22 protein-coding genes are annotated in these 25,391 nt (G+C 69.9%); 11 read left to right on the top strand and 11 right to left on the bottom strand.

Translation table 11 applies throughout. From position 1 onward, the window contains the following. Positions 1 to 94: 94 nt before the first annotated feature. Positions 95 to 2,086 carry an ADP-ribosylglycohydrolase family protein gene (locus ACFXIV_RS41385; protein ID WP_379402409.1) on the top strand — a complete coding sequence of 664 codons (1,992 nt, stop codon included), beginning with the start codon at positions 95 to 97 and terminating at the stop codon, positions 2,084 to 2,086. On the opposite strand, the gene ACFXIV_RS41380 is transcribed toward ACFXIV_RS41385, so the two are convergent. Further along, the gene (locus tag ACFXIV_RS41380) at positions 2,047 to 3,357 is read right to left on the bottom strand and encodes an alpha/beta-hydrolase family protein (protein ID WP_379402410.1); all 1,311 of its coding nucleotides are present in this window, start codon (positions 3,355 to 3,357) and stop codon (positions 2,047 to 2,049) included. The two genes, ACFXIV_RS41385 and ACFXIV_RS41380, sit on opposite strands and share 40 nt — an antisense overlap. A 302-nt stretch (positions 3,358 to 3,659) precedes the next feature. Continuing rightward, the gene (locus ACFXIV_RS41375) at positions 3,660 to 4,556 is read right to left on the bottom strand and encodes a hypothetical protein (protein ID WP_379402411.1); all 897 of its coding nucleotides are present in this window, start codon (positions 4,554 to 4,556) and stop codon (positions 3,660 to 3,662) included. Positions 4,557 to 4,723: 167 nt separating this feature from the next. Between ACFXIV_RS41375 and ACFXIV_RS41370 the strand changes: the two genes are divergently transcribed. The 3 genes from ACFXIV_RS41370 to ACFXIV_RS41360 all read left to right on the top strand — a co-directional run bounded on the left by ACFXIV_RS41370 (position 4,724) and on the right by ACFXIV_RS41360 (position 9,295). Then, positions 4,724 to 5,947, top strand: a complete 1,224-nt coding sequence (locus ACFXIV_RS41370; RefSeq protein WP_379402412.1) for a sensor histidine kinase — start codon at positions 4,724 to 4,726, stop codon at positions 5,945 to 5,947. Positions 5,948 to 6,074: 127 nt separating this feature from the next. Beyond that, positions 6,075 to 6,734 carry a response regulator gene (locus ACFXIV_RS41365; protein ID WP_379402413.1) on the top strand — a complete coding sequence of 220 codons (660 nt, stop codon included), beginning with the start codon at positions 6,075 to 6,077 and terminating at the stop codon, positions 6,732 to 6,734. 68 nt (positions 6,735 to 6,802) lie between these two features. Continuing rightward, positions 6,803 to 9,295 (top strand): protein kinase, encoded by a 2,493-nt coding sequence (locus ACFXIV_RS41360; RefSeq protein ID WP_379402414.1) that lies wholly within the window; start codon positions 6,803 to 6,805, stop codon positions 9,293 to 9,295. Here the strand turns inward: ACFXIV_RS41360 and ACFXIV_RS41355 are convergent. After that, positions 9,292 to 9,543 carry a hypothetical protein gene (locus tag ACFXIV_RS41355; RefSeq protein ID WP_379402416.1) on the bottom strand — a complete coding sequence of 84 codons (252 nt, stop codon included), beginning with the start codon at positions 9,541 to 9,543 and terminating at the stop codon, positions 9,292 to 9,294. The genes ACFXIV_RS41360 and ACFXIV_RS41355 overlap by 4 nt on opposite strands. Before the next feature lie 328 nt (positions 9,544 to 9,871). Between ACFXIV_RS41355 and ACFXIV_RS41350 the strand changes: the two genes are divergently transcribed. Together ACFXIV_RS41350 and ACFXIV_RS41345 are read left to right on the top strand one after the other, a co-directional pair. After that, the gene (locus ACFXIV_RS41350) at positions 9,872 to 10,753 is read left to right on the top strand and encodes a helix-turn-helix domain-containing protein (protein ID WP_379402417.1); all 882 of its coding nucleotides are present in this window, start codon (positions 9,872 to 9,874) and stop codon (positions 10,751 to 10,753) included. Beyond that, on the top strand, positions 10,750 to 10,947 hold the full coding sequence (locus ACFXIV_RS41345; protein WP_379382144.1) for a DUF397 domain-containing protein: 198 nt from the start codon (positions 10,750 to 10,752) through the stop codon (positions 10,945 to 10,947). Before ACFXIV_RS41350 ends, ACFXIV_RS41345 begins: the two co-directional genes overlap by 4 nt. Before the next feature lie 37 nt (positions 10,948 to 10,984). Here ACFXIV_RS41345 and ACFXIV_RS41340 read toward each other — a convergent pair whose 3' ends face one another. Beyond that, positions 10,985 to 11,209 (bottom strand): hypothetical protein, encoded by a 225-nt coding sequence (locus tag ACFXIV_RS41340; protein ID WP_379402419.1) that lies wholly within the window; start codon positions 11,207 to 11,209, stop codon positions 10,985 to 10,987. 66 nt (positions 11,210 to 11,275) lie between these two features. Continuing rightward, entirely contained in the window at positions 11,276 to 11,770 is a 495-nt protein-coding gene (locus ACFXIV_RS41335; protein WP_379402420.1) for a carboxymuconolactone decarboxylase family protein, read from the bottom strand. An 87-nt stretch (positions 11,771 to 11,857) separates the two neighbouring features. On the opposite strand from ACFXIV_RS41335, the gene ACFXIV_RS41330 reads away from it, so the two are divergent. Next, positions 11,858 to 12,436 carry a CGNR zinc finger domain-containing protein gene (locus ACFXIV_RS41330; RefSeq protein WP_379402421.1) on the top strand — a complete coding sequence of 193 codons (579 nt, stop codon included), beginning with the start codon at positions 11,858 to 11,860 and terminating at the stop codon, positions 12,434 to 12,436. A 212-nt stretch (positions 12,437 to 12,648) separates the two neighbouring features. Here ACFXIV_RS41330 and ACFXIV_RS41325 read toward each other — a convergent pair whose 3' ends face one another. From ACFXIV_RS41325 to ACFXIV_RS41300, 6 genes are all read right to left on the bottom strand, one after another. Further along, positions 12,649 to 13,680: an ATP-dependent 6-phosphofructokinase gene (locus ACFXIV_RS41325; RefSeq protein WP_379382137.1), complete on the bottom strand. Its 1,032-nt coding sequence runs from the start codon at positions 13,678 to 13,680 to the stop codon at positions 12,649 to 12,651. A gap of 70 nt (positions 13,681 to 13,750) precedes the next feature. Continuing rightward, positions 13,751 to 14,584 carry a hypothetical protein gene (locus tag ACFXIV_RS41320; RefSeq protein ID WP_379421433.1) on the bottom strand — a complete coding sequence of 278 codons (834 nt, stop codon included), beginning with the start codon at positions 14,582 to 14,584 and terminating at the stop codon, positions 13,751 to 13,753. 315 nt (positions 14,585 to 14,899) lie between these two features. Next, on the bottom strand, positions 14,900 to 15,679 hold the full coding sequence (locus tag ACFXIV_RS41315; RefSeq protein ID WP_379402423.1) for a hypothetical protein: 780 nt from the start codon (positions 15,677 to 15,679) through the stop codon (positions 14,900 to 14,902). A 163-nt stretch (positions 15,680 to 15,842) separates the two neighbouring features. Beyond that, positions 15,843 to 17,687 (bottom strand): protein kinase, encoded by a 1,845-nt coding sequence (locus ACFXIV_RS41310; protein ID WP_379402425.1) that lies wholly within the window; start codon positions 17,685 to 17,687, stop codon positions 15,843 to 15,845. A 57-nt stretch (positions 17,688 to 17,744) separates the two neighbouring features. Continuing rightward, positions 17,745 to 18,398, bottom strand: coding sequence for a response regulator transcription factor (locus tag ACFXIV_RS41305; protein ID WP_354835362.1), 654 nt, complete (start codon positions 18,396 to 18,398; stop codon positions 17,745 to 17,747). 29 nt (positions 18,399 to 18,427) lie between these two features. Beyond that, positions 18,428 to 19,762 (bottom strand): sensor histidine kinase, encoded by a 1,335-nt coding sequence (locus ACFXIV_RS41300; RefSeq protein ID WP_379402426.1) that lies wholly within the window; start codon positions 19,760 to 19,762, stop codon positions 18,428 to 18,430. 206 nt (positions 19,763 to 19,968) lie between these two features. Between ACFXIV_RS41300 and ACFXIV_RS41295 the strand changes: the two genes are divergently transcribed. The 4 genes from ACFXIV_RS41295 to gatB are packed head-to-tail and all read left to right on the top strand — an operon-like array spanning position 19,969 to position 25,195. Beyond that, entirely contained in the window at positions 19,969 to 20,316 is a 348-nt protein-coding gene (locus tag ACFXIV_RS41295) for a hypothetical protein (protein ID WP_379402428.1), read from the top strand. A 40-nt stretch (positions 20,317 to 20,356) separates the two neighbouring features. Beyond that, positions 20,357 to 21,142 (top strand): ABC transporter ATP-binding protein, encoded by a 786-nt coding sequence (locus ACFXIV_RS41290; RefSeq protein WP_379402429.1) that lies wholly within the window; start codon positions 20,357 to 20,359, stop codon positions 21,140 to 21,142. Further along, on the top strand, positions 21,139 to 23,655 hold the full coding sequence (locus tag ACFXIV_RS41285; RefSeq protein WP_379402430.1) for an FtsX-like permease family protein: 2,517 nt from the start codon (positions 21,139 to 21,141) through the stop codon (positions 23,653 to 23,655). Before ACFXIV_RS41290 ends, ACFXIV_RS41285 begins: the two co-directional genes overlap by 4 nt. A 25-nt stretch (positions 23,656 to 23,680) precedes the next feature. After that, positions 23,681 to 25,195, top strand: a complete 1,515-nt coding sequence (gene gatB / locus ACFXIV_RS41280; protein ID WP_379402431.1) for an Asp-tRNA(Asn)/Glu-tRNA(Gln) amidotransferase subunit GatB — start codon at positions 23,681 to 23,683, stop codon at positions 25,193 to 25,195. Positions 25,196 to 25,391: the final 196 nt, after the last annotated feature.

The raw sequence follows: 25,391 nt of genomic DNA, 5'->3' as shown, positions 1-25,391 counted from the left end.
ATCGGCGTCCGGCCGATCGGGCAATGCCTGCGGCCTGTCGGTCCAGACCGGTAGGCTGGCAGCGGTTCGGCGTGTGTGAAGGGTTTTCTTGGGGATGTTGCGACGCGGCGAAGTCTTCGCGGGCTACGTGATCGAGCGCGAAGTGGGCCGTGGCGGAATGGGTTCGGTCTACGCTGCCCGCCACCCTCGGCTCCCGCGGCTCATCGCGCTCAAACTGCTGCACCGGGAGATGTTCGGCGAGAACGAGACTCGCCTCCGGTTCGAACGCGAGGCCGACGTCATCGCCCAGCTCGACCATCCCAATATCATCACCGTCTACGACCGCGGCGATGACGACGAGCAGCTGTGGATCGCCATGCAGTACGTGGACGGGGTCGACTGCGCCTCCATCGACCCCTACGACCTCAGCCCCGACCGGGCGGTCGAGATCGTCGTGCAGACCGCGGCCGCACTGGATTACGCGCACGGGCGCGGCGTGCTGCACCGGGATGTGAAGCCCGCCAATATCCTGCTGTCCCGTTCCGGCGGCATCGGCGCCGGATTCGCCGAGCGGGCGCTGCTCAGCGACTTCGGCATCGCCCGGGTGCTCGACGACACCGCGCACCTGACCCGCACCGGCATGCTCAATGCCACCCTGGCCTACGCCTCCCCGGAACAGCTCACCTCGGCGCCCATGGGGCCGCGCTCGGACCAGTATTCCCTGGCGTGCACGCTGTTTCGGCTGCTCACCGGGCGCGGGCCGTTCGACGCCCCGAATATCGCGACCGTCATGCTCGGGCATCTGCAATCGCCGCCGCCGGATGTGAGCCTGCTGCGGCCGGAGCTGCCCGCGGAACTGGACGAGGTGCTGCGCAAGGCGCTGTCCAAGGATCCGCGCGACCGCTACGACACCTGCTTCGAATTCGCGCAGACCGCCTGGGAGACGGTGGCCGAACCGGTGTCGCTGGTGCGGCGGCCGCGCGGGCCGGTCGCGGACCGGCTGCCGCGTCCGGACACCGTGCTCGGCTGCCTGTTCGGCGGCGCCGTCGGGGACGCGCTGGGTGCGCCGATCGAGACCATGCTGCTGCCGAACATCCAGCAGCGCTACGGGATCCAGGGCGTCACCGGGGCGGGCAGCGGCTATCGGGGCCGTATCTCCGACGAGACGCAGCTGGCGCTGTTCACCATGGAGGCGCTCATCCGCAGCGCGCGGGCACGCGAGCGCGGCACCGCCGCCGCGGTGGGCATGATCCAGGAGAACCTGCTGGTGTGGCTGCGCGGGCAGGGGCAGGCGGCGGTGCCGGAACAGCCGGTGCCGTTGCAGAGCGGGCTGACCGGATACCCGGAGCTGATGACCTATCGGGGGCCGACACAGACGACCATCTCGGCCATGCTGCGGGTGGCGGCGAGGCAGCAGCCCGGAATTCCGCTGGGTACCCGCGATCATCCGATCAACGACTCCAAGGGTTGTGCGGCCACGGTCCGGTCCGCGGCGTGCGGGTTCATGCCCTCGCTGGAGTACGCCTTCGAATTGGCCTGTGACGCGGCGGCACTCACCCACGGCAATCCGAGCGGCTGGCTGCCGGCGGGCGCGTTCGCGGCCATCGTGTACGGGCTCTGCCGGGGACTGGACGTGCGGGCGGCGGTGGAACAGGCTCGGGCCCAGCTGGTTCGCAACCGCGATCACGAGGAGACCACCCAGGCTCTCGACGCGGCCGTGCGACTGGCCGACACCGTGGCCTTCCGGGGCCGGCCCATGCCGCCGCCCGGACTGCTGGAACCGCTGGGCACCGGCGTCATCGGGTCCGAGGCGCTGGCGCTGGGGGTGTGCGCGGCGGTGTGCGCCGAAAACGTGGGCGGCACACCGGAACAGATCTTCCGCAACGGCGTGCTGCTGTCGGTGAATCATTCCGGGGACAGCGACTCCACCGGGGCCGTCTGCGGCGCTCTGCTCGGGGCCCGGCTCGGGGTGCACGCCATCCCCGCGCCCTGGCGCGCCGGCCTCGACGCGGCGGCCGCCATCGAACGGCTGGCCGCCGACTTCACCCGCGAGTTCCGCGGCGCCGCTCAGCAGTCCGGCATGACCGTGCCCTGGTCGGCGCCGTAGCGGTGACCGTGACCGGGCGGGGCGTCGAGCGCGCCCAGCAGGTCGGCGGTGGTCTGCAGGAAGCTGATCACCGGAAGCCAGTGCGGGACCGGCGCGTCCGGGCGGGTGGTGGTGAGATCCGGTGCACGCCACAGCAGCGCCGGCGACCAGTGCACCACCGGATCGGAGGCATTGGCCAGCACCGTCGCGCGGCCGTGCCGCACCTGCCCGGCGGGCGGGCCCGCCCAGAGCGCGCCGCAGACCCGGCGGTCCTGGTCGGCGGCATCGGTGAAGACGGCGCTGCCGCCCAGCGCGCCCAGGCTCTGGCCGTAGATGTAGAGCTTCGGCGGATTCGGTAGCGCCGCGATCCGTTGCTCCACGGCCCGGAACAGGGCGCGGGCGGATTGCTCGGCGGCGCTGCGGCCGAAGACGAAGGTGACCCAGCTCGGGGCATCGGAGTACTGCAGACCGACCAGGGCGACATCGCCGCCGAAGCGGGTGTCGAGACCCTTGGCCGCATCGCTGTCGATCCAGCCCGAACCGGTCGGCACCGTCACCACCAGATTGCGGCGCTGCAGTCCGCCGGTGCGCTCCAGCTCCCGGATCGCCAGCGCCACCCGGGAATCCAGATCGGGCGCGGAGTTCAACCCGACGTACACCCGCACGGTCCGCGCCGGAGCCCCCACCACGAACCGGCGGCCCTCCGCCCCCAGTGACGGCCAGCTCGCCATCGACACCGGACTACCCGACCGCGTCGGCGAATCCGGTTGCACCAACTCCGGATCCACATACGAATTGGCCGCCGCATAGGCCGCCCGCCGCCACTCCACCACCGTCGGCACGACCACCAGCTGCCCCGCCACCAGCAGCGCCACCCCCGCCGCGATACTGCGCACCCGCCCCAATCTCCGCACCGCCCAGCCCACTCCGCGTGTCAGGGCGACCACGGCGACGACGAGCGGCACGGTCCAGGCCAGCCACTGCACCCAGTACCCGGGTCCGATACCCGCGACTCCCATGGCGGCGCGCAAGGTGTTCTGCCAATGTTCGGCGTAGCCCATCGCGGCCCCGACCAGCACCATGCCCGCGATCAGCGCCGGAACTCGGCCGCGCGTCAGATGCTCGATCCCGAACCGCGTCCACCGCAGTACCATTCGGATGATCGCCGCCAGCCCCAATGCGATCAGCACCACGAGCGCGGTCAGGATCGCCTGCGCCGACGGTGTCCGCGGTAGCAGCCCCGGCGCCAGCGAGATCATGGTCCCGCCCGCCACCGCGGCACTGGTCCCCACTCGTGGGACATGGAATTTCGCCCGCCCGAGCCACATTCGAGGCCCATACCGGACCACGGCAGCGGCGCCTCCTGCCCGAGGTCCGGTCGGCTCCCCGTCCGCCGTGGGGACCACTTCCGCACGCACGCCGCCGCTGGGGCCCTCCTGACCGTGGGATGGGAGGCCGGCAGTAGGAATTGCCGCATCCACCACATGAGTCGGGATGAATCCGAGTTGATCTGCCGCAGTGGATGGTTCGGCCCGGTGTCCCGACGGGAGGGAGAGCTCGGCCTCGCGCGCGCCGGAGGTCTCGGGCGGGCGGGTCACAGTGCCACCGCCATGCCATCGAGCGCGTCGGGACCACGCAAATGCGCGAGGGTGGTCCGGCGGTTGCGCGTGCGGCGCACGAGAATGGTTGTCGCCGTGGCCAGTCCGGCGGCGAGTCCGAGGCCCGCGAGGGTGAGGGTGGCGGGGGAGGGGGCGTCGCCGGAGTGCTCGAAGAAGGGTTCGTAGATGGGGTTGCCGTAGTCCTGGCGGATGGAGTTCAGGTCCACGGCGGTGGTGGCCACGCTGGCCATGACCTGGCATTGGGCGCGCGAGACCGGGTTCTCGCGGGCGTCGCAGGCCGCGTGCATGCGTCGTTCCAGGGCGGCGTCCACGGTTTGCCGGGCCCACGGGCCCAGCGTCTGGCCGTGCGCGGCCGCGTAGCGCAGCAGGTCGTAGCCGAGATCGTGGGATTTGCAGGCCAGATCGAATTCGGCGGGCAGCGGGACGGGGGAGGAGCAGTCACCGTTCGGGTTGATGAGCATGCCCGCCTCGACCACCGGGCGGTATCCGGCCGTGGTGACGAAGTCCTCGGGGATGAGCGTGGGATCCGGCTGCACGGCAACCGATTCCAGGATTCCGCTCCGGGCGGCGGCGTTCTCGGGCGTGCCCGGCCAGCTGTTCACGGCCCCCGCGCCCGGGGCGAAAGCCAGACCGGCCGAGCACATCACCGCCGCAGCCGCCGCGAGCGCACCATATCGGCGCTGCCGGGCCCGGCGGTCGTGGCCTGACACGCCAGGGCCAGGGGACATGGTGCTCATCGAGTCGTCGGCCGCCAGTACGTCAGCGGTCGTGGCGGGCGAGGTCTCTCGTGTGGTGTCCGCTGCGCGGCCGGCAGCCGCTACGGGTGTGGTGGAACGGGTCGAGATCCGGCGGGAAGTCGGGAACGCTCTCATGGGTCTCGACGCTAGGAATCGCGCTCCGACCGGGGCCTCAGCCTGCGGGGCGGTTCCGCGGTGGGCGAGGCGGGGGAGGCGTGCCGACGTCTCGTACCGGGGTAGGGGGTGGGAGATCACTCAGGGGTATGAGGTGGGGGCGGCGCGGAGTCTCTACCGTCGAGGGCATGGTCGGAAATATGTCTGGGCAGGCCCGTGTCGCACGGGCGCGGCAGGTGTTCGACGGGTTCACGGTCCTGCTCGCGATCGTCTTCATCGCGGTGGCCTGGCCGACGCTGCATCTGACGCACAAGGTTCCGGCGGCGGCCGCGCCGTTCATCGCGGGCTTCGCCGCGTTCCCGATTCTGCTGCTGCGGGTGAATCCGCCACTGGGATGGGCGGTTTCGGCCGGTTCGGCGCTGATGATCGCGCTCGCGGTGCCGCATCAGCCGGGCAATTCGATCCCGTTCCAGGTGGTGCACATCCTGGTGCTGTTCGCCCTGGTGTTCGCGGTGGCCGTGCGCGCCCCGATCCGGATCGTGGCCGTGGTGTGGGTGGCGACCTCACTGCTGTTCGCCACCGCCATGGCCCAGACCGGGGACAGCTTCGCCGAATCCGGGTTCGGCTGGCCGCTGGCCATCACCGGCCTGGTGGTGTTCGGCCTGCTCATCCGGTGGGTGGTGCTGTCGCGGCAGGCGCTGCTCAAGTCGGAGGAGGAGACCGAGCTGGAGCGGGCCCGCCGCGCCATCCTGGAGGAGAAGGCGCGCATCGCCCGCGACCTGCACGATGTGGTGGCGCACCACATGTCGATGGTGGTGGTGCAGGCGCAGACCGCGCCGTATCGGATCAGCGGGCTGCCGGCCGATGCCCGAGCCGAATTCGAGTCCATCGGCGCCGGCGCGCGGGCGGCGCTCAACGAGATCCGCGGCATGCTGGGCGTCCTGCGCAGTGACGGGCAGCTGCCCGAGCACGCGCCGCAGCCCTCGGCCGCCGACGTCCCGGATCTGCTCGAGGGCGCGCAGCGCGCCGGGGTGCCGCTCACCTGGACCGTCGACGGCAGCCTCGACGCCGTGCCCGACACCACGGGCCTGGCGCTCTACCGGATCGTGCAGGAGTCGCTGGCCAATGCGTCCCGGCACGCGCCCGGGGCGGCGGTGCGCGTGGACCTCGCCTGCGCGGGCGAGCTGACCCTGACCGTCGCCAATGATCGGCCGATCGCGGTGCGGCCGGGTGATCATTCGGGCACGTCCGGCAGCGGTATCGCCGGTATGCAGACCCGTGCGGCCGCGGTCGGCGGCGTGCTCACCGCCGGGCCCCGGCCGGACGGCGGGTTCGAGGTGCAGGCCCGGCTGCCGCTGGCGCCCGCGCTGAGTGCCGCGGGCAGCGCGGAGGCGCTCGGCTCCGGCCACTGAATCCGGGGGTCGGGTCACCGTGCCCGGTCCGGCCGGGCGTGCGCGATGGCGGGGGTGCGAAGTCGTCGTCGCGCGGGCCGTTCCGGTCGGGGCATGGCAAACTCGGTGTCGTGCGTGAGGTGGGACTGTGGCGATAACCGTGTTGATCGCCGACGATCAGGCGATGGTGCGGCAGGGGTTCGGGGCGTTGCTCGCGGCGCAGCCCGACATCAGCGTGGTCGGGGACGCGGCGGACGGGAAAATCGCTGTGGCCGAGGCGAAACGGCTGCGCCCCGACGTGGTGCTGATGGATGTGCGCATGCCGGAGATGAACGGGCTCGACGCCGCCCGCTCGATTCTCTCCGCCGGGTTCGAACCGCCGGTGCGGGTGCTCATGCTCACCACCTTCGATATCGACGACTACGTGTACGAGGCCCTGGGCATCGGGGCCAGCGGGTTCCTGCTCAAGGACGCGCCCGCCGAGGAACTGGTGCGCGCGGTGCGCGTGGTGGCCGCCGGTGACGCGCTGCTCGCGCCGACCGTCACGCGCCGGCTCATCGCCGATGTCACGCGTCGCCGGGCTCGGCGCGCCCCCGCGCCGCAGCTGTCGGTGCTCACCCCGCGCGAGCGCGAGGTGCTGGAGCTGGTGGCGCGCGGCATGTCCAATGCCGAGATCGCCGAAAGCCTTTTTGTCGCAGAACAAACGGTGAAGACGCACGTGTCGAAGGTCTTCACCAAACTGAACCTGCGCGATCGGGCGCAGGCGGTGGTGCTGGCCTACGAATCCGGACTGGTGACCCCGGGCTGACCTGCCCGGACAGGGTTTCGACGGGTAGGCTCACGGACTTGTACGTCACCGGAAGGGGGTCGTAGCCAGTGCTGAATAGCGGTGACGTGTTCGCCGGGTTCACCATCGAACGACTGCTCGGACAGGGCGGGATGGGCTCGGTCTATCTCGCCCGGCATCCCCGCCTGGGCAAGTTGACGGCACTGAAGCTGCTGAACCGGGAACTGTACGCGGACAGGGAGATTCGCGCCCGGTTCGAACGCGAGGCGGATCTGGTCGCGCGGCTGGACCACCCCAATATCGTCGAGGTGTACGACCGCGGCACCGAGGACGAGATGCTGTGGATCTCCATGCAGTACGTGGACGGGGTGGACGCCGCCGGCATCAATGTCGCCACGCTGCCGCCCGAGCGGGCCGTACAGGTGATCGAAGGGGTGGCCAGCGCCCTCGACTACGCGCACGGCATGGGCGTGCTGCACCGGGATGTGAAGCCCGCCAACATCATTCTGGCCCGCGCCGTCGCCGGCCACGGCGAGCGCGTCTTCCTCACCGACTTCGGCATCGCCCGCCTGCGCGAGGACTCCACCCACCTCACCCAGGCCGGCATGTTCACCGCCACCCTCGCCTACGCCTCGCCCGAGCAGATGACCGGCGCCCACCTGGACCCCACCACCGACCAGTACTCCCTGGCCTGCGCCCTCTATTGGCTCCTGATCGGCGCCGGCCCCTACGACTCGCCCCACCCCGCCGAACTCATCCGCGGCCACCTCCAGCTCCTCCCGCCCCCCGTCTCCCTGCGCCGCCCCGGCCTCTCGCCCGCCATGGACGCCGTCCTCACCAAGGCCATGGCCAAACGCCCCGCCGACCGCTTCCCCACCTGCACCGATTTCGCCAAGGCCGCCCGCCGCGCCCTCTCCGGCCCCCCGGCCCAGCACCCCGTCCACCAGCAGCCCCTCCACCCCGCCTACCCCAATTCCCCCGCCCCCCAACCCAACTACGCCCCCCAGCCCTACCCCGGCCAGGCCTACCCGGCCCCACCCCAGCCCTACCCCGCCACGGCTCTGCCACCCCAACCCGCGGCCTACCCCTCACCCCCGCAGCAACCGCCCGCGCCCAATTACCCCGCGCCGCAACCACAGTCCGCACCCCCCGCCTCCCAGCAGCCCGTCAGCGCCCCCGGCTACCCGCCTCCGGCACCGTCGGCGGGTCCGCAGCCACAAGCCCCCGCGCCCGCTGCCGCCCCGGCCTACCCCGCACCCCCGTACCCGTCCTCCCACCCCGCGCCGGCACCGCAGGCCCCCGCGCCCGAGATTTCCCAGCAGCCGCCAGCGGACAACGACCGGGCAGGTTCGGGGCCGACCGCGCGCCCCTACCCCCCGACGCAGGGCCCTCCCGCCGCCGGTTACTCAGCACCGCCGCAACCCCAGTCCGCGGGCGTGCCCGGCTATCCGGCGCCGCAAGGGCCGCCGATGTCTCCGGCCGTCGGCGCGCACGAGCCTGCGGCTCCGGCGGAGCCGACGGCTTGGGCCGGATCGACGGCGGGCACTGGCAGGGTCGCGGGTAGTGGACTGCCTGGTGCGCCGATTGAGGGATCACCTGCGCCGCAGGCGGTACCGGATGTCGAGCCAGCGGATGCCGGGTGGGCGAATCGGTCGGCGGATGTGGATGCGCAGGATGCGTCGCAGCGGCCGACGGATGTCGTGCCGCAGCCGGTGGTTTCGGCGGGGCAGTCCGAGGAGCTCTCGACCGGGGGTGCGGCCGGGCTGGCGGTGTCGGATACCGACCGGCCGGAGCGAGCGGGATCCGCAGCGGCGGACGAGGATTCGTCCGATTCGGCGGCAGGCTGCGTATCGGAGCCGTCGGTTGCCGACGGAACGGGCGAATCGGATTCGGGGGAGCGGGGTCTCGGAGGGACCGCCGGGGCGCCCGGCTTCGAGGAGATCGTTGCCGAGCCGGTGACGGTGCTGGCACAGCCGGTTGTCATGGCGCCGGTGCCCGAGGCAGCGGCCGCGGCTGAGACGACAGCGGTTGCGGGGGACGGGGAGTCGGACGAGGCGGGTGCGGCGGCCGGGGTTGCGGAGATGTCGGCGAGTGAGCCGGTTCGCGGTGCGGAGTCCGGCGGGCCGTCCGGCGTCGCTGCTGGTACGGCGGATTCCGGTGGCGCCGACGAGGAATCGGGTGGTGTGGTGCGGCATCCGGATTCGGGGGCGTTCGTGCCCGATTCGACGGATGGCGTCGGCTGGACGGACAGTGTAGGCGGGTCGGGGACCGTCGGCGGGGTGGCGGCCGAGGGGGAGGCATCGGGTTTCGCTGTATCCGAGCCAGTTTCGGGTGGAATGGCCGGAATGACGGGTGCTGGTCCCGCTGCTGGGATGCCCGGGTATGGGGGTTACGGGAGTGGGGTGCCAGGTGGGCCCGGGTACGGTGGGCCGCCGTTCGGGGGGAATCCGGTGCAGCCCGGGCTGATTCCGACGTCGCAGCGGGCCGAGGCGTCGCAGCTCACCGCGGTGGTGGTGCTGGGGCTGGCGGTGGTGGCGCTTGTGCTGTTGGTGGTTGTCGCGGTGCTGGTGGTGTCAGGCTAGGCGCCGGGGTACGGGTTGGCTCGGGGGCCTAGGACCATTTGGCCCTGGTCGATCAGGATTTGGCGGGCGCGGCGGCGGACCAGGCAGTTGTCCACGGTGCAGAACTTGTGGATCTGCATGGCTTGATGGGCCTGGGTCAGGGCCAGGTCGCCGGGGTCCATCGTGCAGTCGAACAGATACATCATGGTGTCCACCGGGGGCAGCGCAGGGGGCTGGACAATTCGCGGTCCGGCGCTGGTGCTCGGCATGCGGCGCATCTGCGCCGGGCCTCGTCAAGACTATCGAGATTCATCAGGCCCCACACCGCATTCGGATCCCTTGTCACGCCCGGTCATACCGAGCGACCGCGGAGCGGTCGGGGAGGGATTGGGTGCGCCCGGCTCGGGGACGAGTGGGTCCAGAGATATCAGGGCTCCGGTTCTCACCGGGCGCGACTCCAGTCCAGCACCGTTTCGGCGAACCGACAATCGCAGCCCTGGCGCGGTGGGAACTTTCCGAAAGCGCCAGGTCAGCATTCGTATCGCGTGGGAGCATCATTCGCAGTGACCGAAAACCGCCTTCGTGGGGGAGGATTCGATGTCGGAGCATGGTTCGACTCTGCCGCGTCGTCAACTGGGGCGATACCTGCGGGAAGGCCGGATGCAGTGCAATATGACGATCGCCGAGGCGGCGGCGCTGATGGAGTGGAGCGAATCGAAGCTGCAGCGGCTGGAAACCGGTAATGCCGAGAAGATCCGAGTCCTCGATGTCCGGGAATTGTGCCGAATCTACGACTTCGACGACGAGTTCAGCTCCGCGCTCACCGGCCTCGCGCAACAGGCCAGCGTCAAGTCCTGGTGGCACGAATACGACGATCTGATTCCCGAGGGCTTCAATATGTATGTGGGCCTGGAGGCTTCGGCCCGCGCCCTCATCTCCTATCAGCCGGAGATCATCCCGGGACTGTTCCAGACTGCCGAGTACGCACGGGTTCTGATCAATGATTACTGGCCGGATGCTGCGCACGACGAACTGGACCGCCGCGTGCAGTTGAAGACCCGTCGTCAAAGCCTCTTGACGCGCAAGCGAAGTCCGGCCTCCTTCGATGTCGTGGTGCACGAAACCGCATTATGTCGCGTTGTCGGCGGCCCGCGCGTAATGGCCGCGCAGCTGCGACGCATCGCGGACATGTCGACGCTGCCGACGATCGCTGTTCGTGTACTACCCTTCTCGGCGGGCGTACCGATCGGCCACACCGTCGGCCCGTTCGTGATCCTGGATTTCGGCCGGGACGCGGGCAACCGGCCTGTCGAACCCACGGTCGTCTACCTGGAGAACTTCCTCGGCGACCTCTACCTGGAGAAGCAGGCCGCGGTCGACCGATACCGCGAGGCATACCAAGCGATCCAGCGCGCCGCGCTGGACGAGACGACCAGCAGAGACCTCCTGCGGAGGGCAGCGAAGGAGTATGCGACGTGAGCGTCGAACCCGGTGTCCGGTGGTTCAAGAGCGCCCGCAGCACCGGTGCGAAGGAATGCGTCGAAGTCGCCTTCCTCTCCGGTGGCGTCGGAGTCCGGGACAGTAAGAACCCCAGCGGTCCGGCCTTGATCTTCCCGCCGGCGGACTGGGATCGATTCACCGCCGCCCTGGCCGCCGGGCGGTTCGACGACTGAACTCGGCCCGGCGGAATTCCCCTGGCGGCACCGGGAATCAGGCCGTGCGGGCGGTGGCGGCACGGGCGGAGTTGAGGGTGATCGCGGCCGCGTTCCAGATGGCGTAGGCGCTCACCGAGTAGGGCACCCAGGTCGGGTGGTGGATGACGAGCAGCACGATGGTGGCGACGGCCAGCGCCACCGCGCGGATGACGATGCCGTTGTGGAGCAGGCTGCGCAGCACCTGCGCGTCGACGAGGCGGGTGTTCTTGACGGCGTTCATGATTTCCGACCTTAAGGATTCGGGCGGGGTCCCCGAGGGGGCCGATCGCGCCAGGAATGGGACAGATTAGGCGGCGGGCCAGTCGTTTTCGGTCTCGCCGACCTTGTTGACGTAGTTGGTCAGGGTCTGCAGGGCGACCAGGGCGACGATTTCGAGCACCTGCTCCTGCGTCCACCCCGCGGCCAGTGCGGCGGCCGGATCGGCCTTGCCCCGGCTCTCGGTCAGTTCACGGGCGAAGGCAACGGCCGCAGCCTCTTTCGGGTCCGCGGAGGTGCCGCTCTTGGCGGCCTCCACCTCGGCGTCGCTCAGCTTGGCGACCCGCTTGCCGGTGAAGGTGTGCGCCGCTACGCAGTAGCCGCAGTCATTGGCCGCGCCGACGGTGAGCGCGATGCGCTCGGAGGTCGGGGCCGGCAGCGTGCCCTTCTTCAGTGCGCCGGACAGCCCGAGGTAACCCTCCAGTACCACGGGCGCGTTGGCCATCACCTTGGTCATGTTCGGCACCCGGCCCATCCGCTTCTTGACCTCGTCCAGCAGGGGTGCGTTGTCGATCGGGGTGATCATGGCGTCCTCATCTTTCTAACGGAAGATCGTGCTTTCACACGTTAGAATATCATGGAACGAAAGCGCAATACCCGTTAGAATGCGAACATGGTCGATCCCTTGGCACTCCGTTTGGCGAACACCATCCGCGCTACCAGCCGTGGCCTCACGGACGCCTTCGGCACCCCCGAATCCACCCGTGAGTGGCTGGTCGCCAATGCCGCGAATGTCGGTGTGTACCTGGACCTCGAGGCGTACCTGCCCACCGAGGACGAGCGCGCCGCCCTGGTGGACCTGCGGCAGAACGTGCGCGCGCTGTTCGCGGAATACGTTGCGCCCCAGCCGCCCAGCTCCGCCGACGCCGCGGTGCTGCCGGCCTTCCCGGACGCACTGGCCGCCGTCAATCGCGCGGCCGCCCCCGCGCTACGGCTGCTGACGTGGGACGACACCGGTCCGCACACCGAGCACCGGCTGCTGACCTCGGACGACCTGGCCACCGTCATGGCCGGACTGGCCGACGCCACCATCGAGTTCTTCTCCGGCACCCAGGCCGCCCAGATCCGCGTCTGCCCGGCCCCGCGCTGCGTGCGCTATTTCCTGAAATCGCATCCGCGCCAGGAGTGGTGCTCGGTCGCATGCGGCAACCGCGCCCGCGCCGCCCGCCACTACGCCCAGCACCGCGACTGAGTTCGGCGCCGCGACGGAGTCCGGCGCCGCTACCGATCCGCGTGGCGCGACTGAGCCGAGCGCCGCGACCGAGCCCGATGCTGCTACCGATTCGAGTGCCGCGAGTGAGTCCGGGGCCACGGTCGATACGCCTCCGCAACGCGAAACGGCCCTGGCACCGACAGGTGCGAGGGCCGTATGCCGCAGTGTGTTTCGACTCGGAGCGAGCCGGCTCAGCCGAAGAAGGCGGCCGCCTCCCGGTACCGATCCTGCGGCACCAGCTTGAGCTGCTTGGTGGCCTCCGACAGCGGCACCAGTTCCACCTCGGTGCCGCGCAGCGCCACCATCTGCCCGAATTGCCCGGCGTGCACGGCTTCCGCGGCGTGCACGCCGAAACGCGTTGCCAGCACGCGGTCGTACGCGGTCGGGGTGCCGCCGCGCTGCACGTGCCCGAGCACCGTCACCCGGACCTCCTTGCCGATGCGCCGCTCGATCTCCGGCGCCAGCTGCTGCGCCACGCCGGTGAACCGCACATGCCCGAATTCGTCGATGCCGCCGTCGCGCAGGGTCATGGACGTGGGGTCGGGGTGCGCGCCCTCGGCCACCACGCAGATGAAGTGCGAATCCCCGCGCTGGAAGCGGCGTTTCACCATCGCGCAGACCTCGTCCACGTCGAACGGCACCTCGGGCACCAGCGTCAGGTGCGCGCCGGAGGCGATACCGGAGTTGATGGCGATCCAGCCCGCGTGCCGCCCCATCACCTCGACCAGCATGACCCGCTGGTGGGATTCGGCGGTGGTGTGGATCCGGTCGATGGCCTCGGTGGCGATGGAGACGGCGGTGTCGTGGCCGAAGGTGGTGTCGGTGCAGTCGATGTCGTTGTCGATGGTCTTGGGGACGCCCACCACGGGCACGCCCTCGTCGGCCAGCCAGGAGGCGGCGGTCAGCGTGCCCTCGCCGCCGATCGGGATGAGCGCGTCGATCCCGTTGTCGTCGAGGGTCTGCTTGATGCGGGGGAGTCCGGCGCGCAGCACGTCCGGATTGGTGCGCGCGGTGCCCAGAATGGTGCCGCCCTTGGTGAGCAGCCGATCGGTGCGGTCATTGTTGAGGATCTGGATCTTGCGATCCTCGAGTAGGCCGCGCCAGCCGTCCTGGAAGCCGACGATCGCATCCCCCCAGCGGCCGTTCGCGGTACGAACGACAGCACGGATCACGGCATTCAGGCCTGGGCAGTCTCCGCCTCCGGTCAAGACTCCGATGCGCATGATCCCCATCTTGCCCTGAGATCGGCCGCCTGTGATCCCCGCCCCCGTGAACCGCGGGTTACGGTTTTCACTAGCCGGCGGTGCAGGTACCACCCTTGAGTTCGTCGAGGTGCTTGCCGATCAGGGTGGCGATCTTGGTGAGGATGGTGGTGCCGTCGTCGAAGGAGCCGGAATTGGGCTGGGTGGCAACCGCGATGGCGATCTGGCCGCCGTCCACGGGGATCAGTCCGAATTGCCGGACCAGGTAGTTGCCGCTGGGATCGGGCCCCCAGCCGCCCTTGAAGATGGCGCCGTCCAGATTGCCCAGCCCCCAGCGCTGAGTGGAGCTGATCTTGCCCATCAGCGAGGTGACGTCGTCGGATTGCGCCAGGCAGGGGAGTTTGGCGGCGAATTTCAGCTGATTCGCCAGCGACCATTCGGCCTGGCCGAAGGCGGAGTAGTCGGCCCGGGCGCGGGTGGCGGGCACCGTGGTCTCGGTGTCGCCGCCCTCGCGTAGCACGTCCTGGACGGTCTGGGCCGCGGCCTCGGGGGTTCCCAGCGACTGCCAGAGGGTGTCGGCCGCGGAGTTGTCGGAGTATTCGATGGCATTGACCGCCGCCACCTGATTGCCCGAACTCTTGCGCAGTGCCGCCAGGGTCAGCGGGACCTTCATGGTCGACCAGCCGGGCCCGGAGCTCCAATCGCCCAGGGCCAGCACCCGATCGGTGCCCACCGGCATCACGGCCAGCCCGACCTTACCGGCCAGCGACGGCTTCAGGTCGTTGGTGAAATCCCAGGCCAGCGAGCCCGGCAGCGCCATGACGGTGGTGGAGCCGGCGGCGCTGGGCGCCGCCGCGGCCACGGTGGTCTTGTCCGGGACCAGCACCGGCTTGCTGCTGCACGCGGTCAGCGCTCCGACCAGCACGGCCAGCGCTCCGCATCCCCGCGCGAGCCGTCGTCCGCGCCAACGGGATCCGTACCCCGCATCGCGTGTGCTGTCCAGTGCGTCGCGCTGGTCAGCGTTCCGCGAATACGGTGCGTGCACCCCGTAACCTCCATCTGCCCGGGTGTCCGGTGCGTTCCCTGTTCCTAGCGGACGCACCCGGACCCGTCAATCGCAAGGATTGTTGTGGGTCGGGACACTGGCGGTCAAACCCGGTGGGTATGGACGTTTTTCACCGGCTCACGCCCGATTGGGGGTGCACGCTGGGCATTTTGAAACGAATACGCACTGAATGTGTTAGTGCGAGCAGAGTCCGCCGTGCAGGTCGGGCAGATGGTCGCCGACCAGCAGCGCGAGCTTGTCCATCATGTCCGTGGCGTCGTCGAAACTGCCCGAGGCGGGCTCGGCCGCCAGCGCCACCGCCACCGGTCCGTTCAGCGTCGGGACCAGCCCGAACTGGCGGACGGTGTACTTGCCGGTGTCGTCGTCGGGACCCCAGCCGCCCTTGAACTCCGCGCCGATGAGCCGGCCCAGGCCCCAGCTCTGGCTGGGGGTGATCTCACTCATGAGCGAGACCACGGAATTGGCGCGCGGCAGGCAGGGCAGCCGGGAGGCGAAGTGCACCTGATCGGCCAGCGACCAGTCGGTGGCGCCGAAGGCGAGCAGATCGTCGGACTCCAGCGCGGCCAGCCTGGTGTGGCGCGCGGCGACATCGGTGGTGGCGTCGCCGGCCTCGCGCAGCACCGCCTCGACCGCGTCGGCGGCCTCGCTGCCGGTGCCCAGCGAGTTCCAGAGCGTCTGTGCCGCATCGTTGTCGGAGAAGGTGATGGCGGCCTCGGCGGTGGAGCGCATGCCCACCGGATCGTGGCGCAGCGCGGCGAGCGCCAGCGGCACCTTGATGGTGGACCAGGCGATGCCGGTGCTCCACTCGCCCAGCTGGGTCATGTCGCCGCCGCCGACAGGCATGACCGCCACGCCGACCCGGCCGTCCAGGGTGGCCTTCAGATCGTTGAAATCTGCTGCGAAGGCAACGGATTTCGGCAGCCCGAACAGCTCCGGCAAATCCGGTCCGATCATGCTCGGGACCGGTAGCGCAGAACTGTCGCCGACCGGTTTGATCTCATCCGACTGCGCCGAATGACGCTGTACAGCACCGAGATTCGGGCCACAAGCGGAAACGGCCAGGACAGCCGCCAGCGCCAGCCCGCGCACAAACCCCTTGCGACAGGCCGGAATTGGATCAGTAGACATACACCACCGCGTTCTCACCACCGACGCAGGTCACCAATTTGCCTGCGGCCGTGCAGTTCATCGTGTAAGACCGGCCGGTCACCGGGCTCACTGCCACCACACTAACTGCCGAAGCCTGCCGACCAGAAGCCGCGTCGGTATAGGCTCGGCGAACCTCCTCCGCGAAAGGGCAGGTCGTGACCGTGTTTCCGATCGCGGAACTGGCGTAACCGCCGAGCGCCGCATACACCGGTGGACACGACGTCGCTCCCGCCGGCAGTTGCACAGTGGTGGGAGCCGGGGTCGTCGCCGCCGGGCCCGCCTGCTGCGAGTGCGGGGCGGTGGTGCCCGGAACACCCTGTGCTGCCGTCGTTATGGGTGCTTCGTTGCCGGAGCGGTCCAGGACTTGCCAGCCCACCGCACCGGCAACGGCGGCCACCGCGACCACCAGCACGCCGATCGACAGCGGCGCCGCGATCGACTTGCCCTTGCGCCGTTTTCCGGGCTCGCGGGGCGGCGGCTGGACGATGGGGTGATCCGCGGTCGGGTACAGCGAGGGATCGGGCGCCGGCGCGTACGGGAAATCCCGCTGCTGCGCCTGGGCATGGCCCCAGATCGCCTGCTGCTGGGCGTCGGCCGGCAGCGGCGTGTAGTGGAAATCGCTGACCCGCACCCGGGTCGGATCCGACGGCAGGATGACCGGCAGATCCCCTGTGGGCGAAGGTTCCTCGGCGGCCGGGAAGGATCCGGTGATGTAGGCCGGGATCGCCCCGGTGTTCAGCCCGAGCCCGGAACCGGGTTGCCGCACAGTGGGATCAGGTTGTCGCACAGCGGGATCGGAGTGCCGCACAGTGGGATCCGCATTCCGGCCCGCGGCGGGCGTCCCGCCCGGCATGACCGTGGTCGGCGGCCCGGCGGGCGCGCCGGTCGGCAGCACGGTCGTCGGTGGCGGGCCGACCGGCGGACCCGGCGGCACGGTCCGGCCCGGCCGGGGTTGTCCGGCGGGCGCGGGCACCGGCTGACCACCGGCCAGCGCCGCCCGCGCGGCCCGGGCGAATTCGCCTGCGGTGTAGAACCGGTCGTTCGGATCCTTGGCCAGCGCCTTGGCCACCACGGCATCCAGCGCAGGCGGAATCCCGCCGCGCAGCATGCTCGTCAGCGGTGGCGGCTCCGACAGGTGCGCGCGGATCAGCACGCTCATGTTGTGCGCCGGGAAGGGCTTGTCGCCGGTGAGGCACTCGTGCAGCACACAACCCAGCGAGTAGATGTCGGCGCGCCCGGAGACCGGCCCGGCGTCGAAGCGCTCGGGGGCCATGTAGGCGTAGGAGCCCACGGCCGTACCGGTCATGGTGATGGTGGAATCGCCCTCGGCGCGCGCGATGCCGAAATCCGCGAGATATGCGAAATCTGCATCAGTCACAAGGATGTTCGCGGGTTTGACGTCCCGATGCACCAGCCCCGAGTAGTGCGCGGCGTCCAGCGCCGCCGCGATCTGCTCGATGATCCCGATGACCCGCAGCGGCGGCAGCGCGCCGTACCGGTTCAGCAGCGAGCGCAGATCCTGCCCGCGCACCAGCCGCATATCGATGTAGAGCACACCGTCGATCTCGCCCCAGTCGTGGATGGGGATGATGTGCGGCTCCGCCAGCCGTGCCGCCGCCTGCGACTCCCGGCGGAAACGTTCCTGGTAGGAGGGGTCTTTCGCAAGTTCTTCCGGTAGCAGCTTGAGGGCGACGACCCGATCCTTGGAGGTGTCGTAGGCCTCGTAGACCTCTCCCATACCGCCCCTGCCCAGCAGCGAGCGCAACTCGTACGGCCCGAACCTGCTTCCGGCCCGCGATGGCGGTGCATCCACCCCGTCCAACCTCCAACTCTCGGGAGGGAAGCAGACGAGGACCCGCGACCCACCCCTCTAGGAGGTGGATTCTCCCGGTGCCACTACGCCGTGGTCAAACGCAAAGACGATGGCCGCTGCCCGGTCGCGTAACCCGAGCTTCCCGAAGATATGTCCTACGTGGCTCTTCACCGTTACCTCCGAGATACCGAGTGTGCGCGCGATCTCAGCATTGAGGCGGCCGCGGCCGATGAGTTCGAGCACCTCGAGCTCGCGAACGGTCAGCTCGGACAGGCGATCGCCGCCGGGTGCCGGCGTGGGACGGGCCGAGCGATAGGTGGTCAGCACCCGCGGCGTGACCGTCGGGTCCAGCCAGGAGCCGCCGGTGGCGACGGTCCGCACCGCGCGGATCAGATCCTCGGCGGGGGAGTCCTTGAGGATGAACCCGGCCGCGCCCGCCCGCAGCGCGCCCGACAGCAACTGGTCGTCGTCGAAGGTGGTGAGCACCAGCACCGGCGGCGCGTCCACGACCGTTCGCAGCGTCCGGGTGGCCTCGATGCCGCCGATCCGCTTCATGCGCAGATCCATCAGCACCACGTCCGGGCGGTGCGCGGTGACGGCCGCGGGCACCTCGTCCCCGTCCGCGCACTCGCTCACCGTGAAACCGTCGCGGCGGCGCAGGATTCGGCGCAGCCCGCCGCGCACCAGCTCCTGATCGTCGACGACGAGCACGCCGATCGGCTCGTCGTCGGATCGGTCGATCACGCACCCTCCTGCGGGGTCTTCTGGGTCATGGACAGCAGTACGGAGCGCAGGTTCTGCTCCGCGGCGGCGATACAGGGCATCTGCCCGCTCGTCGGGATCCGCGCGGACACCTGCCAGCCGTCGTCGTGGGGTCCCGCGGTCAGGGTGCCGCCGAGGACGGCCAGGCGCTGGCGCATGCCCGAGATGCCCATGCCGCGACCGGGCCGCAGCAGTGCCCCGGGAGGCAGGGTATTCGTGATGGTGACTTCGATATGTCTGGCGCAGACCATCATTCGAACCTGAGCCTGTGCGCCGGGGGCGTGCTTGGCGATATTGGCGAGCGATTCCTGGCAGATCCGGTACAGCGCCAGCCCCAGGGCGGCCGAAACCTGCCCGCGATCGCCTTCCGAGCGGAAGTCGATCGCCATGCCCGCGCGGAGGAAGTCCGACACCAGATCCTCGATGTCATCGAGGCCGGGTTCGGGCGTCTGGGGCGCATGGTGCCCGTCCAACAGCCCGACCGTCCGGCGGATGTCGGCCATGGCCTGCCTGCCCAGCCGCTCGGCGTCGGCGAGCGCGTCGATCGCCTCGTCCACATCGCGGTCGGTCTGCAGCGCGTGCCGGGCGGCGGTCACGTGCAGCAGGGTGACGCTCAGTGAGTGCGCGATGACATCGTGCACCTCACGGGCGATGCGGCGGCGCTCCTCGCCGGCGGCCTGCAGGGCGCGGACCTCCTGGTAGTCGCGTTCCTGATACAGGTAGCGGCGCTGGTAGTTCAGCAGCTGCCCGGTGAACCAGCCGAAGAGGATGCCGAGCGTGAACCAGGTCAGTCCGTCGATGTGCCCGACGTATCCGAAGAACATGATCTCCGCGATCATGCCCAGGCCGATGACCGCGCTCACGGACGTCCGGGTGATGGCCGCGACCTCGCCGGTCACGACGATCAGGATGAGCGGTGCGACATCCAGCGGCACCGGCTGCATCAGGAACAGGGCCACCCCGGCCATGGTCAGCGAGGCGAGCAGGACCGGGCGCGGCGGGAGGTTGAGCACCACGCACGGCGGCCCGGTCAGATAGATGATGAGCAGCGCGGCCAGGGCGAGGAGGCCGGGGAAATAGCCCGCTGCCACCCGCTGGGCGAAGGCGATCGTGCTGAACGTGTAGAGCATCACGTCCACCAGCACGACCATCGAGACCGGGTAGTCGAAACCGGTCTCCTCCACCCAGCGCCGGTATTCGCGGACCGGGTTGCGCACGAACCGCCGGGACCGGACACCGGCTTCGTGCAGCCACTCCCGTAACTCCTGCAACGCCTGCCCGACCGTCTCGGGGGTGGCGCTGGTCACGTTCATTCTGCAAGGCTATCCGTCGAAGCAGACCGCGTACATCGTCCGGCGGCAGGGGCACGTCTCCTACCGGAGTAGGAGGTCAAGTCGCGTCCGCGGCACGAAGACAGGGGTATCGGAGCGATCGTAGTTTTGGGGCAACGGCACACGCGCCCGCCCGCAAAACCGGGTGCACACAACGCTGGAACCCAATTCAACGGAAGGTTGGCGCCATGTCCTGGGCAGACTTTCACGCTCGTACCGACATCCTGCACATCGTTCTCGATCGGGCAGCACGCAGTGACTTCGAACTGAATCCTGCTGATCCCAAGCTGTTCGACAATCTCCCGGAGCTGCAGCGCCTGTTCGGCGGCCCTGACGGGGTGCTGCTCGCACTGCGCAATCGCTGGGAGAACCATTTGACCGTGAAGATGGAAAACGCAATGGAGAAGGGCGTTTTGGCGATCGAGGTGTACGCGGAGCTGCGCGCCGAACAGCCGGCCCTGCGCGCGATCCTCGACACCTACGACACCGATGGGCTGTATTTCGGCCGTCCGCGTGCGCGAGCGCTGGCCAGCTGATAGACACCGGCTGGTATTGATCTGCAGAGGGGAACGACCAATGCTGGAATTGACCGACGTCACCAAGGAATACCGGGTGGGCGAGCAGACCGTGCGCGCTCTGGACGGGATCAGCCTGCGGATCGATGCGGGGGAGTTCACCGCGATCGTCGGTCCTTCCGGTTCGGGCAAGAGCACACTGCTGCACCTGCTCGGCGCACTCGACTCTCCGGACACCGGGTCGATTCGATTCCAGGACAAGGAGATCGGCGACCTGGACGACGACCGGCAGTCCGAATTCCGCAGGCACCGCGTCGGTTTCGTCTTCCAGTTCTTCAATCTGCTGCCCACGCTGACCGCCTGGGAGAATGTCGCCATCCCGAAACTGCTGGACGGCACCGGATTGCGCAAGGCCAAGCCGCGCGCGCTGGAGTTGCTCGACCTGGTCGGGCTCGGCGAGCGCGCCGAGCACCGGCCGGCCGAACTGTCCGGCGGTCAGATGCAGCGCGTCGCGGTGGCGCGGGCGCTCATCATGGATCCGCCACTGATCCTGGCCGACGAACCGACCGGCAACCTGGACTCCAAGACCGGTGCCTCGATCCTGCAGCTGCTCGCCGACATCACCGAGGAGGGCAACTCCGTGGTCATGGTGACCCACGACATGGGTGCGGTGCGCTACTGCGACCGGGTGATCAACCTGCGCGACGGGCAGATCGGGTCCATCGACCGGGTCGAGCGCGGCGATGACGGCGAGGTGCGGACCGTTCCCGAGCCGCGCCGCAACGGTTCAGCGCCCGCCGCCGGCGGTGACGTCACCGCCGACGACGCCGGGGCGGTGCACGCATGATCCGCGCCGCTCTGGATCGGCCCCGCGCCGCGCTGGATCGTCTCCGCCTGTTCAATATCGGTGAGCTCTTCGCCCACCGCGGCCGCACCACCATGGCCATGGTGGTGATGGGAGTGTCCGCGGGACTGCTGGTTTCGGTGTTCAGCATCTCCGGCTCCATCACCGGCTCGGTGGACAAGCTCACCCACAGTCTGGGCGGCAAGGCGGTGCTGGAGGTCAGCGGCATCACCGACGCGGGCTTCGATCAGCAACTGCTGCAACAGATCCGGTCCGTGCCCGGGGTCGGCACGGCGGTGCCGATGGTGCGGCAGTCCATCGGGGCCGACGACAAACGGGCCCTGCTGGTCGGTGCGGACCCCTCCGCCGCCCAGCTGGGCAGTGACCTCGGCGGGACGGTGACCGATCAGGCGAGCAAACTGCTCACGGTCGGCAACGGTGTCCTGGTCGGCTCCGCCATGGGCTATCAGGAGGGCGACAAGTTCCAGTTCGGCACCGTGACGGCCACCGTCGCGGGCGTCATCGACGACTCCACCGCCGCCAAGATCAACGGCGGCCACATCGCGATCGCGCTGCTACCGGTGGCGCAGAAGATCACCGGCCGGGAAGGCCGGCTGGACTCGGTCCAGATCATCGCCGCACCGAATACCGATGTGGGCCAATTGCGTTCCGACCTCACCAAGGCGATCGCCGGCCGGGCCGTGGTCGCCGATCCGGATCTGCGGACCGCGCAGGCCGGCGGCGCGGTGATGCTGGTGCGCTACTCGACGCTGGCCTCCTCGGCCTCGGCGCTCATCGTTTCCTCGTTCCTCATCTACAACGCCATGAGCATGGCCGTGGCGCAACGCCGCCCGACGCTGTCGCTGCTGCGGGCCATGGGCGGCAAGCGCGGTCCCGTGGTGCGCGATCTGCTCGCCGAGGCCGCGATCCTCGGCCTGTTCGGCGCGATCAGCGGCTCCATCATCGGAATCTTCATGGGCCGCACCGCCATCCGGCAGCTGCCCGCCGCCATCGTGAACTCCGTCGAGTCGCGCACCGAGTACGAGGTGCCCGGTTACGCGGTGCCGGTGGCGATTCTGGCCTGCGTGCTGGTCAGCGTCGCCGCGGCGGCGATCGCCGCGCGGCAGGTGTACAAGGTCGCGCCGATCGAGGCGCTGGCCCCTGTCGGCGTCGGCGCGGCCGACAGCGTGAAGCCGGTGATCCGCTGGGCCGCAGCGATTCTCGGTCTGATCATGGTGTCGGGTGCGGTGGTCGTGGCCGAGGCGGACCTGGGCCGGCTCTCGATCGGGGCGATCTCGCTGTCCATCGCCGGCGCGGTCGTGCTGTGCTTCGCCGCCACCGAGCCCATCGTGCGCGCGGTCGCCGCGGTGGCCCGGCTCTTCGGCGCGCCCGGCGCCCTGGGCGCGACCACCATCGAACGCGCACCGCGCCGGGTCTGGGCGACCGTCATGACCGTCATGATCGGCGTGACCGCGATCGTCGCCATCGGCAATGCCAGCCGCAATATGGTCAGCGCCGCGACCGACAGCTTCGAGGGCCTGGCCCGCACCGACGTGTTCGTCAGCCCGACCGCCATGGAGCAGTTCCCCACCGGCCCGCTGCTGCCGTCGGACCTGAAACAGAAACTGAGCGCCATCCCCGGCGTCGGCGGAGTCGGTTCGGCCCAAATGGCTTTCGCGACCCTGGGCCGCGGCCGCGTCATGCTGCAGGCCTTCGAGGGCGGCGTGGCCCGGACCTCGGTGCTGGACAGCGTGAGCGAGGCCGACCAGGCGCGCATGGCCGCCGGCGCGGGCGTCGTCATCTCCCGGGATGTGGCCCGCTCGCTCGGCGTGCACGAGGGGTCCGACCTGACCCTGCCCACCCCGACCGGTGAGCACCGGGTGCAGGTGCTGAAGGTGGTGCCCTACTTCTCCGCCATCGCGGGCGTGGTGGCGCTCGACCTGAACATCATGCGCGAGTGGTACCAGCGGCCGGGCGAGACCATCATCGGCATCGACTTCGCGCCCGGCGCGGATCATGCCGCGGTGATGGCGGCCGTGCGCGCCGCCGTCCCGGCCGATATCCACGTCAGCACCGGACGCGATGCGGTGACCGCGATTTCGTCCAGTGTCCGGCAGGGCACCTCGATCAGCGCGGCCATCCTCTGGATCGTGGTCGTGGTCTCGGCCGTCGCGCTGCTCAATACCCTGATGCTGTCGGTGCTGGACCGCCGCCGTGAACTCGGGGTGCTGCGGGCCATGGGCACCAGCCGCCGCTTCCTGCTGCGCACCGTGCTCGCCGAGGCCGCCGGCATCGGAGTGACCGGCGCGGCACTCGGATTGGCGATCGGCTCGGCCGTGCACTACCTGGCCACCATCGCGCTCGGGCACGCCATCGCCATGGACATCCGCTATCAGCCCAGCCCACTGCTGGTCGCCTACGCCGTGATCGCGCTCGGACTGTCCCTGCTCGGGGCCATCCCGCCCGCCATGCGCGCGGCGCGGCTGCCAATCGTGGAGGCCATCGCCGTGGACTGATCGGCGAGTAAATAGGATGGAGCGCATGAGCGCAGCGACCGTGGACTTGATGGACTACTCCGATGTCATCGACCGGTACGAACCGGTGCTCGGCATGGAGGTACACGTCGAGCTGGGCACCGCGACCAAGATGTTCTGCGGCTGCCCGACCGAATTCGGCGCCGAGCCCAACACCCAGGTGTGCCCCGTGTGCCTGGGCCTGCCGGGCTCGCTGCCGGTGGTGAACGAGAAGGCCGTCGAGTCCGCGATCCGCATCGGGCTGGCGCTGAACTGCTCCATCACCCCGTGGGGCCGGTTCGCGCGGAAGAACTACTTCTACCCGGACCAGCCCAAGAACTACCAGATCAGCCAGTACGACGAGCCGATCGCCACCAACGGGCACCTGGATGTGGTGCTCGATGACGGGTCGACCTTCCGGGTCGAGATCGAGCGGGCCCACATGGAGGAGGACACCGGCAAGTCGCTGCACGTCGGTGGCGCGACCGGCCGCATCCACGGCGCCTCGCACTCGCTGCTGGACTACAACCGCGCCGGCGTGCCGCTCATCGAGATCGTCACCAAGCCCGTCGAGGGCGCGGGCGAACGCGCCCCCGAGGTGGCCCGCGCGTACGTGACCGCGCTGCGCGAGGTGCTCAAGTCCCTGGCCGTCTCCGACGTGAAGATGGAGCAGGGCTCGCTGCGCTGCGACGCCAACGTCTCCCTGATGCCCAAGGGCGCCAAGGAATTCGGCACCCGCACCGAGACCAAGAACGTGAACTCGCTCAAGAGCGTCGAGGTCGCGGTGCGCTTCGAGATGCGCCGCCAGGGCGCGGTGCTGGCCGCCGGCGGCTCGGTGCTGATGGAGACCCGCCACTTCCACGAGACCGACGGCACCACCTCGCCCGGCCGCATCAAGGAGACCGCCGAGGACTACCGCTACTTCCCGGAGCCGGACCTCGAGCCCATCGCGCCCGACGCCGCCTGGGTCGAGGAACTGCGCGGCACCATCCCGGAGTACCCGTGGCTGCGCCGCGCCCGCATCCAGTCCGACTGGGGCCTGTCCGCCGAGGTGTTCCGCGACCTGGTCAATGCCGGTGCGCTGGACCTGATCATCGCGACCGTCGACGCGGGCTCTTCCGTGGACGCCGCCCGTTCCTGGTGGGTCGCCTACCTGACCGAGAAGGCCAAGGAGCGCGAGGTCGCGCTCGAGGACCTGCCCATCACCCCGAAGCAGGTCGCCGAGGTGGCCGGGCTCGTCGAGGCCAAGACCATCAACAACAAGGTCGCCAAGCAGGTCGTCGACTTCGTCCTCGCCGGTGAGGGCGAGCCGGGCCAGATCGTCGAGGTCAAGGGCCTGGGCATGGTCTCCGACGACTCCGCGCTGCAGGCCGAGGTCGAGAAGGCCCTCGCCGCCAGCCCGGACATCGCCGAGAAGATCCGCTCCGGCAAGGTGCAGGCCGCCGGCAAGGTCGTCGGTGACGTCATGAAGGCCACCCGCGGTCAGGCCGACGCCGCCCGCGTCCGCGAACTGGTCCTCGCGGCCTGCGGAGTCGAGGGCTGACACCTCCGAAACAGCCTGTGGCGCACGACCGATGTGGTGCGCCACAGTCCTGACTCCACCCACCGCATTCTCGAATCGGGGCGGGGGGGCCCCCCCCCCCCCCCCCCGCCCCCGCCGGTTCAAGGGCGTGAACCACACACCCGGGGAGGTGCGAAACCAGGCGGGGGGATGTTGATGAAAGGCGACATAGCCCGGG

The organism is Nocardia sp. NPDC059236 (genome assembly GCF_042754085.1).
Taxonomy (GTDB): Bacteria; Actinomycetota; Actinomycetes; order Mycobacteriales; family Mycobacteriaceae; genus Nocardia.
This window is presented reverse-complemented; position numbering and strand designations above follow the sequence as displayed.

What these genes read in the sequence shown, in the direction of transcription:
- ACFXIV_RS41385 (WP_379402409.1), top strand. Translation starts at nt 95, where the DNA reads ATGTTGCGACGCGGCGAAGTCTTCGCGGGCTACGTGATCGAGCGCGAA.
- ACFXIV_RS41375 (WP_379402411.1), bottom strand. Translation starts at nt 4,556, where the DNA reads ATGAGAGCGTTCCCGACTTCCCGCCGGATCTCGACCCGTTCCACCACA.
- ACFXIV_RS41370 (WP_379402412.1), top strand. Translation starts at nt 4,724, where the DNA reads ATGGTCGGAAATATGTCTGGGCAGGCCCGTGTCGCACGGGCGCGGCAG.
- ACFXIV_RS41355 (WP_379402416.1), bottom strand. Translation starts at nt 9,543, where the DNA reads ATGCCGAGCACCAGCGCCGGACCGCGAATTGTCCAGCCCCCTGCGCTG.
- ACFXIV_RS41350 (WP_379402417.1), top strand. Translation starts at nt 9,872, where the DNA reads ATGTCGGAGCATGGTTCGACTCTGCCGCGTCGTCAACTGGGGCGATAC.
- ACFXIV_RS41340 (WP_379402419.1), bottom strand. Translation starts at nt 11,209, where the DNA reads ATGAACGCCGTCAAGAACACCCGCCTCGTCGACGCGCAGGTGCTGCGC.
- ACFXIV_RS41335 (WP_379402420.1), bottom strand. Translation starts at nt 11,770, where the DNA reads ATGATCACCCCGATCGACAACGCACCCCTGCTGGACGAGGTCAAGAAG.
- ACFXIV_RS41330 (WP_379402421.1), top strand. Translation starts at nt 11,858, where the DNA reads ATGGTCGATCCCTTGGCACTCCGTTTGGCGAACACCATCCGCGCTACC.
- ACFXIV_RS41325 (WP_379382137.1), bottom strand. Translation starts at nt 13,680, where the DNA reads ATGCGCATCGGAGTCTTGACCGGAGGCGGAGACTGCCCAGGCCTGAAT.
- ACFXIV_RS41315 (WP_379402423.1), bottom strand. Translation starts at nt 15,679, where the DNA reads ATGATCGGACCGGATTTGCCGGAGCTGTTCGGGCTGCCGAAATCCGTT.
- ACFXIV_RS41300 (WP_379402426.1), bottom strand. Translation starts at nt 19,762, where the DNA reads ATGAACGTGACCAGCGCCACCCCCGAGACGGTCGGGCAGGCGTTGCAG.
- ACFXIV_RS41295 (WP_379402428.1), top strand. Translation starts at nt 19,969, where the DNA reads ATGTCCTGGGCAGACTTTCACGCTCGTACCGACATCCTGCACATCGTT.
- ACFXIV_RS41290 (WP_379402429.1), top strand. Translation starts at nt 20,357, where the DNA reads ATGCTGGAATTGACCGACGTCACCAAGGAATACCGGGTGGGCGAGCAG.
- ACFXIV_RS41285 (WP_379402430.1), top strand. Translation starts at nt 21,139, where the DNA reads ATGATCCGCGCCGCTCTGGATCGGCCCCGCGCCGCGCTGGATCGTCTC.
- gatB (WP_379402431.1), top strand. Translation starts at nt 23,681, where the DNA reads ATGAGCGCAGCGACCGTGGACTTGATGGACTACTCCGATGTCATCGAC.